A 12,699-nucleotide genomic window follows, 5' to 3' on the forward strand; every position below is an offset into this window, starting at 1 on the left:
TGGCGGCACCCCCCTTCCTCACACCTCGCACCCCCCTTCCTCACACCTCGCGGCCCGCTTCTCCCACCGCGCGGGGGTGCGTGAGCCCGTGAGACGGAGTTGACGAGATGAAATCTGCGAGGGCATCGCGGCGAAACGGCCGGATCGCAGGCTGAGGGACGACAACCGGACCTCTGCCTGCCAGGAGCCTGCGATGACCCTCACCAGTCCCAGCGGTGGCGACCTCGCCGCCCGCGCACCCGAACCCACCCTTCCGCGCAGGAAGGGGCGGTGGATCGACGACTGGCGTCCGGAGGACCGCGCGTTCTGGGACACCCACGGCGCGCCGGTCGCCCGGCGCAACCTGGTGTGGTCGATCTTCGCCGAGCACCTCGGATTCTCCGTGTGGCTGATCTGGAGCGTGTCCTCGGCGTTCCTCGTGGCGCAGGGCTTCGCGTTCAGCCCCCAGCAGCTGTTCTTCCTCGTCGCGATCCCGAACCTCGTCGGCGCGCTGATCCGGGTGCCCTACACCCTCGCGGTGGGGCGGTTCGGAGGGCGCAACTGGACCATGGTGAGCGCGGCCCTCCTCCTGATCCCGACGCTGAGCTTCGCGTACTTCGTGACGCAGCCCGGTACGCCGTACTGGGCGTTCTGCCTCATCGCGGCGACCGCAGGCTTCGGCGGGGGCAACTTCGCCAGCTCGATGGCCAACATCAACTTCTTCTACCCCGCGCGGCTCAAGGGCGCGGCGCTCGGCCTCAACGCGGCCGGGGGCAACCTCGGCGTCGCCATCATCCAGTTCTTCCTGCCGGTGATCGTCGGCGGCGCGGGCATCTTCGGCCTGGTCAAGGCCAGCGAGGGCGGGATCCACCTCGAGCGCGCCGCGCTCGTGTACGCCGTCCTGGCCGTCGTGGCCGTACTGGCCGCGTGCTTCCGGATGGACAACCTGTCCAACGCCAAGGCGGACACCCGCCAGCAGCTGAGCGTCCTCAAGCACCGCTACACGTGGGTGATGTCCTTCCTCTACATCGGCACCTTCGGCTCCTTCATCGGCTACTCGGCCGCCATGCCGCTGCTGATCAAGATCAACTTCTGGCGCCAGCCGGTCCCCGCCGTCGAGGGGATCGGCATCAACTTCGCCTTCTACGCCTTCCTGGGCGCCCTCGTCGGCTCGGTCGCCCGGCCGCTGGGCGGCCACCTGGCCGACCGCTTCGGCGGCGGTCGGATCACCCTGCTCGCCTTCGGGGGCATGGTCCTCGGCACGCTCGGCATCCTGGTCACGCTCGGCATGCTCGAGCCACTGCCGCCCGCGCCCGACAAGGCGACGCTCGCCGCGATCGCCGCGGACCCGACGGCGTTCGAGTACCCGGCGGCCGTGCGCGCGGCCGTCGAGGCGAACGCCGACATCTTCCCGATCTTCCTCGGCATCTTCCTGTTCGTCTTCGCCTGCACCGGCGTCGGCAACGGCTCGACCTACAAGATGATCCCCGCGATCTTCCGCACCGACGCCGAGCGCGCCACCGCGGCAGGGACCCCCGAGCGGGAGCTGGCCCTGCTGGACGGCACCAAGCGGTCGTCGGCCGCCGTCGGCATCATCGGCGCGGTGGGGGCGATCGGCGGCTTCCTGATCCCGATCACCTTCGGCTCGCCGTGGGTCTCCGACCCGCTGGCCGCCACGAAGACCGCGTTCATCGTCTTCGCGGGCTTCTACCTGGTCTGCACGCTCGTCACCTGGGCCTTCTTCCTGCGCCGGCCGTCGGCCGTCGCCGACGGGACCACGGTGCGGAAGGGCTACGCCGGCCTGGGCATCTGAGCCGCTGCGTCAGATCACGCCGAGGGCCAGCATCGCGTCCGCCACCTGGAGGAAGCCCGCGATGTTGGCCCCGGCGACGTAGTCGCCCGGCGCGCCGTAGGCGTCGGCGGTCTCCAGGCAGCGGGCGTGGATGCCGACCATGATCTCCTCGAGCCGCTCCTCGGTGTGCGCGAAGGTCCACGAGTCGCGCGAGGCGTTCTGCTGCATCTCCAGTGCGCTGGTCGCCACCCCGCCGGCGTTCGCGGCCTTGCCCGGCGCGAAGGCCACGCCGGCTCCCGTCAGCACCTTCACCGCCTCGGGCGTGCACGGCATGTTGGCCCCCTCCGCGACGACGGTGCAGCCGTTGCGGACCAGGGCCAGAGCGGCCTCGGCGTCGAGCTCGTTCTGGGTCGCACAGGGCAGCGCGATGTCGCAGGGCACGTCCCACAGCGAGCTGCCCGAGCCGGCGGCCACGAAGCGCGCGGACTCCCGTGCCTCGGCGTACGACGACAGCCGCTCGCGGCGCACCTCCTTGACCTCCTTCAGCAGCTCGACGTCGAGCCCCTTCTCGTCGACGACATGGCCACTGGAGTCCGAGCAGGCGATCACGGTGGCGCCGAGCGCGGCGGCCTTCTCCGCGGCGTAGATGGCGACATTGCCGGAGCCGGACACGACCACGGTGCGCCCCTCGAACGAGCTGCCGTGGGCCTTGAGGATCTCGCTCGCGAAGTACACGGTGCCGTAGCCGGTGGCCTCCGTGCGCACCAAGGAGCCGCCCCAGCCGATGCCCTTCCCGGTGAGCACGCCCGACTCGTAGCGGTTGGTGATCCGCTTGTACTGCCCGAACAGGTAGCCGATCTCGCGACCGCCGACGCCGATGTCGCCGGCGGGGACGTCGGTGTACTCGCCGATGTGCCGGTAGAGCTCGGTCATGAACGACTGGCAGAAGCGCATCACCTCGGCGTCGCTGCGCCCCTTGGGGTCGAAGTCCGAGCCGCCCTTGCCGCCGCCGATGGGCATGCCGGTGAGCGCGTTCTTGAAGATCTGCTCGAAGCCGAGGAACTTGACGATCCCGAGGTAGACCGACGGGTGGAAGCGCAGACCGCCCTTGTAGGGCCCGAGCGCGGAGTTGAACTCCACCCGGAAGCCGCGGTTGAGCTGCACGTGGCCGGCGTCGTCGACCCAGGGAACCCGGAAGATGATCTGCCGCTCGGGCTCGCACACGCGCCGCAGGATGGCGGCGTCGGCGTACTCCGGGTGGCGGGCGACGACCGGCCCGAGGCTGTCGAGCAGCTCCCGGGTGGCCTGGTGGAACTCGGCCTCCCCGGGGTTGCGGGCCAGGATCTCGTCGTAGATCGGCTGCAGGGTCGGGCTCAGGTCGCTCACGGGTGCTCCTTCGGACGAACGAGGACCCCCCTCTCGTCGTGGTGAGGTCTCTCCGAGAAGTGCCTACGCTCTCATCACCGCGTGCTGGGTGCGGACGACGGGTCCGATCGTGAGACCGTGAGGAGTCGTTGACGCCGGTGTGCCCGTCGTGGAGCGGTCGCGCAACGCGCGTCGCGTGGAATGGCGCCATGACCGCCGCGCCGACCCGTACCCACTGCCCGTACTGCAGCCTGCAGTGCGGGATGGCGATCACCCGCCAGGGACGCGGGGGCATCGAGATCGGCGCCTGGGAGGAGTTCCCGGTCAACGAGGGTGCGTTGTGCCGCAAGGGGTGGACGGCGGGCGGTCTACGCGGCAGCCGCGAACGGCTGACGACGCCCCTGGTGCGCGACCGGGCGACCGGGGAGCTGCGCGCGGCGGACTGGGACGAGGCGCTCGACCTGGTCGCCCGGCGGATCGCGGTCCTCCAGGCCGCACACGGCAACGACGCGGTCGCGGTCTTCGGCGGGGGCGGCCTCACCAACGAGAAGGCCTACCAGCTGGGCAAGTTCGCCCGCGTCGCCCTCGGCACCAGCCAGATCGACTACAACGGTCGGTGGTGCATGAGCTCGGCTGCCAGCGCCGGCAACCAGGCCTTCGGCGTCGACCGCGGCCTGCCCTTCCCGCTCGCGGACGTCGAGCAGGCCGACGTGGTCGTCCTGGTCGGCTCCAACCTCGCCGAGACGATGCCGCCGGCGGCGCGGCACCTCGACCGGCTCCGCGAGCGCGGCGGCCGGCTCGTCGTCGTCGACCCCCGGCTCACGCCCACCGCGGCGCGCGCCGACCTCTTCCTCCAGCCCGTGCCCGGCACCGACCTCGCCCTCGCCCTCGGCGTCCTGCACCTGCTCGACGCGCAGGGCCTGGTCGACGAGGAGTACGTCGCGACCCGGACCACCGGCTTCGACGACGTACGCCGGGCCGCCGCGGCGTGGTGGCCGGAGCGCGTCGAGCGCACGACGGGCATCGCCACCGACGAGCTGCGCGCCCTGGTCGCCCTGCTCGCCGGCTCCGCGGCGTCGGCCGGCGGGGAGCGTGGCGACCGGCGCCCGCGGGTGATGGTCCTGACGGCGCGGGGAGCCGAGCAGCACGCGCAGGGCACCGCCACCGTGCTGGGCTGGATCGACGTCGCCCTGGCCCTCGGGATGCCCGGGAGGCCGTACGCCGGCTACGGCTGCCTCACGGGCCAGGGCAACGGCCAGGGCGGGCGCGAGCACGGGCAGAAGGCCGACCAGCTCCCCGGGTACCGCATGATCGACGATCCCGCGGCCCGCGCGCATGTCGCCGAGGTCTGGGGTGTGTCGCCGGAGGAGCTCCCCGGCAAAGGCAGGTCGGCGTACGAGCTGCTCGACGCGCTCGGGCGGGACGACGGGCCGAAGGCGCTGCTCGTGCACGCGTCGAACATCGTCGTCAGCGCGCCGAACGCCACCCACGTCGCCCAGCGTCTGGAGTCCCTCGAGCTGCTCGTCGTCTGCGACATCGTGATGTCCGAGACCGCGGCGCTCGCCGACGTCGTGCTGCCGGTGACCCAGTGGGCCGAGGAGACCGGCACGATGACGAACCTCGAGGGTCGCGTGATCCTGCGCCGGCAGGCGGTCGCGGCCCCGGCGGGCGTGCGCAGCGATCTCGAGGTCATCGCCGGGATCGCGCAGCGGCTCGGCGCGCCCGTCGACTTCTCGACCGACCCCGAGGAGATCTTCGCCGAGCTCGGCCGCGCCTCGGCCGGAGGCAAGGCGGACTACTCCGGCATCAGCTATGCGCGGATCGCCGAGGAGGACGGGGTGTTCTGGCCGTGCCCGGCCGTCGCGGAGGGCGAGCAGCCGCACCCGGGCACCCCCCGGCTCTTCGCGGACTCCTTCCCGACACCGGACGGCCGGGCCCGCTTCGTGGTGCCGGAGTACGCCGGCCCGGCCGAGGAGCCCGACCCGTCCTATCCCGTGCACCTGACGACGGGCCGGGTGCTCGCGCAGTACCAGTCCGGTGCCCAGACCCGGCGCATCCGGGAGCTCTCCGACGAGGGCGCCTTCGTCGAGATGCACCCGATGCTCGCCGAGCGGATCGGCGCACATGACGGCCACCCGGTCGTCGTCCGCACCCGGCGCGGCGAGATGAAGGCGCCGGCCCGGGTGGTCACCACCATCCGCCCCGACACCGTCTTCGTGCCCTTCCACTGGGTCGGCGCCAACCGGCTGACCAACGACGCGCTCGACCCGTCCAGCCGGATGCCGGAGTTCAAGGTGTGTGCGGCCGAGGTGCTGGTGTGACCCGCTCCCACACGCGGAGCTCCTCGAAGCGGGCCACCTCGACGTAGTGGGCCTCGACGTGCGCCTGGACCCGGGTCGCGTCGACGCCCCACGAGGCGACGCCGCTGCCCGCGACCACCAGCCAGCGTGGCGCCTCCGGTCCCTCGAGGACGGCCTGCAGCCCGGCGAGCTCGGGGTCGCGCACCCGGACGGGGAGGCTCCACAGGTGCTCGTAGGGACTGGTGAGCCCGCTGGCCGTGACGATGTCCGGGCGGCCGAAGGCGACCACGACGCCGTCGCCGGGGTCGGCGTGGTCGCGCAGGTAGCGCGCGACCTCGGCATCGCGCGCGAGCGTCGGGACGACCGGGTCGGCGACGGTGTGGACCCAGGCCGCCAGGCAGGCGAGAGCGGCCAGCCCGAAGCAGCCGGTGAGCACCATCCGGCGGCGGCCGAACGGCCGCACCAGGCAGGCGAGGAGCACCACGCCCGGGACCAGCCCGGTCAGGTAGTGCAGCCAGTAGCTGCCGCCCGCGGTGACGCCGAGCATCTCCCACGCCGCCATGGCCAGCGCCGCCACGGGCAGCGGAGTCGCCCGCGGCCCGTGCCGGATGGCCGTCCGGGCCGCCAGGAAGCCGGTGGTCAGCAGGGTGACGGCGGCGCCGCTGGCGAGGAAGGCGAGCGCCACCAGCGTCATCCGGTACGACGTGGCGGGCGAGGCCGACTGTCCGATCACGCTCACCGCGTCCAGCCGGAAGACGACCACCGCGTCCCACAGGTCGACCGGGGACGTCCCGCGCGCCGCGGATGCGGTGAGCACGACCCCCAGCACCGCGACCGCGCCCGTCACCAGGGCCAGCAGCCGTCCGGCCACGCGGCGCACGCCCCCGCCCGCCAACGGGACGAGGACGATCGCCAGCACGAAGACGTCCACCATGTTCTGCTTCACCAGGGCCGCGCAGGCACCGGCGGCTCCCGCGCCGGCCGCGAGCAGCACTGCCCGTCGCTCGGAGCGGGCCGCCACGGCGCAGACCAGTCCCAGCGCGCCGAGCAGGACGAACGGCGCAGCGAGCAGCTCGCCGTTGGCCGCGGGCATCCCGAGAAGCGGGCTCGAGAGCAGCGCCACCGCCAGGAGCGGGACGATCCGCGGGGTCCAGTGGTCCGGGCCCGCGCTGAGCCGCGCGGCGAGGACACCGGCCAGCAGCACCGCCGCGACGCTGGCCGCCGCGCCGACCAGCTTGACCCCGGGCGCGACCGTTCCCTCGGCGGTGAGGTCGATCGGACCGAGCTCGGCCGCCAGTCGGAAGACCCAGATCAGCAGCGGCGGCCGGTCGACCCAGTGCTCGCCGTACAGGGATCCACCGTCGTGCCACTGGCGGGCCAGCAGCAGGAAGCCCGCCTCGTCGGACTCGAGCGGCGCGCGCAGGAAGGGCAGCCACGCCACGAGCGCGACCACCGCGGCGACGTACGTCGCGCGCGACACCCGGACCCGCTCCGCCATGTCCCGACCGTAGGCCAGGGGACCTGAGCCGCACGGTGAGGTCGTGAGGAGTCGTTGACATCGGCGTGTAACACGAGCACACGGGTGCGAAACGTGGGTGTCGTTCGATGGATCCATGACCGAGAGCCAGCCTGACGCGCCGCGCCCGCGGCTGGTCGTCGTCGGCTCCGGCATGGCGGCGACGCGCCTGGTCGAGGAGCTCGTCGCGCGTCACGCGACCGAGTGGCTCGAGGTCACCGTCCTCGGTGACGAGGACGTCGCGCCGTACAACCGGATCCTGCTCTCCGCGGTCCTCGAGGGCACCCACCGACCCGAGGCGCTCACCCTGCGCGCGCCCCAGTGGTACGCCGACCACGGCATCGACCTGCGCCTGGGCGCACGCGTCCTCGGAGTGGACCGGGAGCGCAAGGACGTCATGCTCGTCGACGGCACCCTCGTCGACTACGACCTCCTGGTGCTCGCGACGGGCAGCATCCCCTCGCTGCCGCCGATCCGCGGCCTGGTCCGGATGGACGGCTCGCTCCACCCGGCGGTGCACGCCTTCCGCTCCCTGGCCGACTGCCGCCGGCTGCTGGCCGCGGTCTCCGCGGCGGACGTCGACGGCAGCCCGCTCAACCGCCGCGCCGTCGTCGTCGGTGGCGGCCTGCTCGGGCTCCAGGTCGCCCGCGCCCTCGGGGCCCGGGGCATCGCCACCGAGATCGTCGAGGGTGGCGAGCACCTGCTCCACCAGCAGATCAGCACCGCGGCGGGCCGGCTGCTCGCGCGCGACCTCACCAAGCTCGGCGTCGCGGTCTACACCGGAGCGCGCGCGATCCGGCTCCACGACCGCGCACCGCACGAGGACGGCGGCCGCGTGGCCCTGCGCCTCGACACCGGCTTCACCCTCGACACCGACCTCGTCGTGCTCACCGCCGGAGGACGTCCCTCCACCGCGCTCGCGCGCGGCGCGGGACTCGAGGTCCGTCGCGGGATCGTCGTCGACGACCGCCTCGCCAGCGTCACCGACCCGTCGGTCCACGCCCTCGGCGACTGCGCGGAGCACGACGGCCGCACCACCGGCTTCGTCCCGCCCGCCTGGGAGCAGGCCGGTGTCCTCGCCGGCATCCTGTGCGACGAGGCCGTGAAGTACGACGGCTCCCGGCTCGTCGCCCGGCTACGGGCCACCGACCTCGACGTCGCCGTGCTCGGCGACGCGGCCGCCGAGCTCGCCGCCGGCGGCGAGGTCGTCGAGGTCGCGAACCCCCTCTCGGGGTCGCACCGGCGGCTCGTCGTACGGGACGGGCGGATCGTGGCCGCGACCCTCGTGGGCGACCTGTCCCGGGTCGGCCTGATCACCCAGCACTTCGACCGGCAGACCGTGCTCGCGCCCCACGAGCCGGGGCGCCTGCTGATGCCCGAGCCGACGGGAGGGGAGGCCGACAGCGTCGTCGGCTCCCTCCCGGACGACGCCGAGGTCTGCGCCTGCGCGGGCGTCACCGCCGGCCGGATCCGCGCCTGCTCCTCGCTGGAGCAGGTCCGCGACACCACCCGCGCGACCACCGGCTGTGGTGGCTGCGCCAGCACGGTCCGGCAGCTGCTCAGCAGCCGTCCGGCACTCGTCACGAAAGGGACCTGACTCATGAACCAGCGCAAGCAACTGGTGGTCGTCGGCCACGGCATGGTGGGCCACCGCTTCGTGCAGGCGGCGATCGAGCGCGGGCTCACCGAGACCCACGACATCACGATCCTCGGCGAGGAGCCGCGACCGGCGTACGACCGCGTCGCGCTGACCTCGTTCTTCGAGCGTGGCGCCGACGCGCTGTCCTTCCTCCCGGGCGGCGCGTACGACGACCCCCGGGTCCGCCTCCGGCTCAACGCGGAGGTGGTGGCGATCTCGCCGCGGCAGCGGGTGGTCACGCTCGCCAGTGGCGAGGACCTGCACTACGACGAGCTGGTGCTCGCGACGGGGGCGTACCCCTTCGTGCCGCCCGTGCCGGGCAAGGACCTGAGGAACGTCTTCGTCTACCGCACGATCGAGGACCTCGAGGCGATCCGCGCGGCGTCGAGGAAGGCGAAGGTCGGTGCGGTCATCGGTGGTGGGCTGCTCGGCCTCGAGGCCGCGAACGCCCTGCATCAGCTGGGCCTGGAGACCCACGTCGTCGAGCTGGCGCCGCGGCTGATGGCGGTGCAGATCGACGACGCGGCCGGCTCGACGCTGAACCGGCACATCGAGACGCTGGGCCTGCGGGTGCACACCGGCGCGATGACCGAGGCCGTGCTCGGCAAGGACAAGGTCACCGGCCTCGCGCTGAAGGACCGCAACCCGCTCGACGTCGACCTCGTGGTGTTCTCCGCCGGCATCCGTCCGCGCGACGCCCTCGGCCGGGCCGCCGACCTCGACATCGCCGAGCGCGGCGGGATCCTGGTCGACGAGCACTGCCGCACCAGCGACGAGCACATCTGGGCGATCGGCGAGTGCGCCGCTCCCGGCGGGCGCATGTACGGCCTGGTCGCTCCGGGCTACGCCATGGCCGAGGTCGTCGTGGACGCCCTGCTCGGCGGCGGGGTCGGCGCGTTCACCGGGGCGGACATGTCGACCAAGCTCAAGCTGCTCGGCGTCGACGTCGCCTCCTTCGGCGACGCCTTCGCCACCGACGAGGACGCCCTCGAGGTCGTGTACGCCGACGCGGTGGCCGGCGTCTACAAGAAGCTGGTCGTCAAGGAGCTGGCCAGCGGTGGCTACGAGCTGCTGGGCGGCATCCTGGTCGGCGACGCGTCGTCGTACGGCGTGCTGCGGCCGCTGGTGGGCTCCGGCATGGAGCTCCCGGACAACCCGGAGGAGCTGATCCTGCCGGCGAGCCGGGGCGGGCTCGAGCTGGGCCTGCCGGACGACGCGCAGGTCTGCTCGTGCAACAACGTGACCAAGGCCGACATCGTCGCGGCGGTCTCCGACGGCGGCAGCTGTGACAGTCCGTCCTGCGTGACCGTCTGCACCAAGGCCGGCTCCACCTGCGGCTCGTGCAAGACCGTCGTCAAGAAGATCGTCGAGGACCACTTCGCGTCGGTGGGCAAGGTCGTCGACAGATCGCTGTGCGAGCACTTCGCGATGACCCGGCAGGAGCTCTTCGAGGTCGTGGCCGTCCACGGCTACAACCGCTTCGACGACATCGTCGAGGGCCACGGCCGGGGCCGCGGGTGTGACATCTGCAAGCCTGCCGTCGCCTCGATCCTGGCCAGCCTGCTCAACCACCACGTCCTCGAGGGCAGCAACGCGACCCTGCAGGACACCAACGACGCCTATCTCGCCAACCTTCAGAAGAACGGCACCTACTCGGTGGTGCCGCGCATCCCCGGTGGCGAGATCACCCCGGACAAGCTGATCGTGATCGGCGAGGTGGCCCGCGACTACGGCCTCTACACGAAGATCACCGGCGGCCAGCGGATCGACCTGTTCGGCGCCCGGATGGAGGACCTGCCGGCGATCTGGAAGCGGCTGGTGGACGCGGGCATGGAGTCCGGGCACGCCTACGGCAAGTCGCTGCGCACGGTGAAGTCCTGCGTCGGCTCGACCTGGTGCCGCTACGGCGTCCAGGACTCGGTCGGCATGGCCATCGAGCTCGAGCTGCGCTACCGCGGCCTCCGCTCGCCCCACAAGCTCAAGGGCGGTGTCTCGGGGTGCGCCCGCGAGTGCGCCGAGGCGCGCGGCAAGGACTTCGGTGTCATCGCGACCGAGAAGGGCTGGAACCTGTACGTCGGCGGCAACGGCGGCGCCGTCCCCGCGCACGCCCAGCTGCTGGCCGGCGACCTCTCCCGGGAGGAGCTGATCCGCTGTCTCGACCGCTTCCTCATGTACTACATCCGCACCGCCGACCGGCTGCAGCGCACGTCCACCTGGCTCGACGAGGTCGGCGGCCTGGAGCGGGTCCGCGAGGTCGTCGTCGAGGACCGTCTCGGTCTCGGCGCCGAGCTGGAGGCGAGCATGGACCGGCACGTCGACTCCTACTTCGACGAGTGGAAGGCGACCATCGAGGACCCCGAGAAGCTCGCCCGCTTCGTGTCCTTCGTCAACGCGCCCGGCACGCCCGACCCCAACATCACCTTCCGCGAGGAGCGCGGCCAGATCCGCGCCGACCTGCCCGACGGGCCGGTCTCCCTCGGTGCCTCGATCCCGGTGGGGGGACCCCGATGAACCACCCCACCATGACGACGAACCACCCCACCATGACGACCGGGCAGGTGAGCGGCACCGCGGTCTGCCCACTCGAGCGGATCGCGCGCGAGTCCGGCGTCGCCGCGCTCGTCGACGGCGAGGCCGTGGCGGTGTTCCGCACCTACGACGACGGGGTGTTCGCGCTCTCCAACTTCGATCCCTTCGGCCGCGCCTCCGTGCTCTCGCGCGGCATCGTCGGCACGAAGACCGTCGTGGGGGAGAGCGGCGAGGAGGTCCAGGTCCCGTTCGTCGCCAGCCCGCTGCTCAAGCAGCGCTTCGACCTGCGGACGGGCGCCTGTCTGGACGACCCCTCCGTGGTCGTCCCGACGTGGGAGGTCCGGGTGGTCGACGGCATGGTGGTCGTCGGCGCTCGGCGCGAGACAATCAGTCCGTGCGAGCCGTGAGCGACCAACCCCTGTCCGGCTTCAGGATCGGTGTGACCGCGGCCCGGCGCGCGGACGAGCAGGTCGCGCTGCTCGAGCGCCGCGGAGCCAGTGTCGTCCACGCGCCCGCGCTCTCCGTCGACCCCAACCGGATCGACGAGGAGGGTCTGCGCGCCGCGACCGAGGGCGTGCTGGCCCAGCCGGTCGACATCTTCGTCGCGACGACCGGGATCGGCCTCAAGTCCTGGTTCGGTGCGGCGGAGCGCTGGGGCCTGCTCCCGGACCTGACCGTCCACCTGGGCTCGGCCGAGATCCTGGCGCGCGGGCCCAAGAGCGTCGGCGCGCTGCGCCGCTTCGGCCTGCGCGAGCTGTGGTCGCCGGAGTCGGAGGAGTTCGAGGACGTCCTCGCCCACCTGCGCGGCCGCGACCTGACCGGACGCCGGATCGTCGTGCAGGAGCACGGGCAGTCGCTGTCGATGGCCGCCCACGCCCTGCGCCGGCTCGGCGCGGAGGTGACGACGGTCGCGGTCTACCGGGTCGAGGGGGCAGCCGACCCGGAGCCGATGTTCGGCCTCATCGAGGAGATCGCCGAGCGCCGGGTGGACGCCGTCACATTCACCGCCGCCCCCGCCGTCGCGGCGCTGATGCAGGCCGCGGCCTCCACCGGCCACCGCGACGAGGTCGTCGGCGCCTTCCAGGCCGACGTGATCGCGTCCTGCGTGGGCCCGGTCACCGCGGCCGCGTTCGAGATGTGGGGGGTGCCCTCGATCTACCCCGAGCGCTCCCGGCTGGCCGCCATGGTCAAGCAGCTCGAGGTCGAGCTCCCCTCCCGCGCCGCCGGCACCACGATCGAGGTCGCGGGCCACACCCTGCTCCTGCACGGCGACCTGGGCGACCGCGGGGTCCTCCTCGACGGGGTGGAGGTCAAGCTCTCGCCCGCCCCGTACGCCGTCCTGCAGGCCCTGCTCGTCAACCCCGGCACCGTCGTCTCGCGCCGAGACCTCCTCGCCGCCCTGCCCTCCGGCACCGCCGGGTCCGAGCACGCCGTCGAGATGGCCGTCGCCCGCCTGCGCGCCGCCCTCGGCACCCGCTGCATCCAGACCGTCGTCAAGCGCGGCTACCGCCTGGCGGTGGCCCCGTGAGGCGCGAGGTGTGCCTCGTGGGGGCGCGAGGTGTGAGAGATGGGTGCACGA

8 protein-coding genes are annotated in these 12,699 nt (G+C 72.8%); 6 read left to right on the forward strand and 2 right to left on the reverse strand.

Translation table 11 applies throughout. The annotated features are described in order from the left end of the window. Nucleotides 1-193 precede the first annotated feature (193 nt). Nucleotides 194-1,792 (forward strand): MFS transporter, encoded by a 1,599-nt coding sequence (locus tag ACJ5H2_RS00955; protein ID WP_408897691.1) that lies wholly within the window; start codon nucleotides 194-196, stop codon nucleotides 1,790-1,792. A gap of 9 nt (nucleotides 1,793-1,801) precedes the next feature. On the opposite strand, the gene gdhA is transcribed toward ACJ5H2_RS00955, so the two are convergent. Further along, entirely contained in the window at nucleotides 1,802-3,148 is a 1,347-nt protein-coding gene (gdhA, locus tag ACJ5H2_RS00960; RefSeq protein ID WP_408899672.1) for an NADP-specific glutamate dehydrogenase, read from the reverse strand. A 197-nt stretch (nucleotides 3,149-3,345) separates the two neighbouring features. Between gdhA and ACJ5H2_RS00965 the strand changes: the two genes are divergently transcribed. Then, nucleotides 3,346-5,457, forward strand: a complete 2,112-nt coding sequence (locus tag ACJ5H2_RS00965; protein ID WP_408897692.1) for a molybdopterin oxidoreductase family protein — start codon at nucleotides 3,346-3,348, stop codon at nucleotides 5,455-5,457. Here the strand turns inward: ACJ5H2_RS00965 and ACJ5H2_RS00970 are convergent. Continuing rightward, the gene (locus ACJ5H2_RS00970) at nucleotides 5,426-6,934 is read right to left on the reverse strand and encodes a hypothetical protein (RefSeq protein ID WP_408897693.1); all 1,509 of its coding nucleotides are present in this window, start codon (nucleotides 6,932-6,934) and stop codon (nucleotides 5,426-5,428) included. The two genes, ACJ5H2_RS00965 and ACJ5H2_RS00970, sit on opposite strands and share 32 nt — an antisense overlap. Nucleotides 6,935-7,049: 115 nt before the next feature. On the opposite strand from ACJ5H2_RS00970, the gene ACJ5H2_RS00975 reads away from it, so the two are divergent. From ACJ5H2_RS00975 to ACJ5H2_RS00990, 4 genes are read left to right on the forward strand one after another with little or no spacing between them, the layout of a single operon-like run. Then, complete coding sequence (locus ACJ5H2_RS00975; protein ID WP_408897694.1) at nucleotides 7,050-8,549, forward strand: FAD-dependent oxidoreductase; 1,500 nt, start codon at nucleotides 7,050-7,052, stop codon at nucleotides 8,547-8,549. A 3-nt stretch (nucleotides 8,550-8,552) separates the two neighbouring features. Beyond that, nucleotides 8,553-11,102, forward strand: coding sequence for a nitrite reductase large subunit NirB (gene nirB, locus ACJ5H2_RS00980; protein WP_408897695.1), 2,550 nt, complete (start codon nucleotides 8,553-8,555; stop codon nucleotides 11,100-11,102). After that, a complete protein-coding gene (nirD, locus tag ACJ5H2_RS00985; RefSeq protein WP_408897696.1) occupies nucleotides 11,099-11,527 on the forward strand; it encodes a nitrite reductase small subunit NirD in 429 nt (142 codons plus the stop codon). Before nirB ends, nirD begins: the two co-directional genes overlap by 4 nt. Continuing rightward, nucleotides 11,524-12,648 (forward strand): uroporphyrinogen-III synthase, encoded by a 1,125-nt coding sequence (locus tag ACJ5H2_RS00990; RefSeq protein ID WP_408897697.1) that lies wholly within the window; start codon nucleotides 11,524-11,526, stop codon nucleotides 12,646-12,648. Before nirD ends, ACJ5H2_RS00990 begins: the two co-directional genes overlap by 4 nt. Nucleotides 12,649-12,699: the final 51 nt, after the last annotated feature.

Origin of the sequence: Nocardioides pymetrozini, from assembly GCF_046058985.1 — a bacterium.
Classification (GTDB): Bacteria; Actinomycetota; Actinomycetes; order Propionibacteriales; family Nocardioidaceae; genus Nocardioides.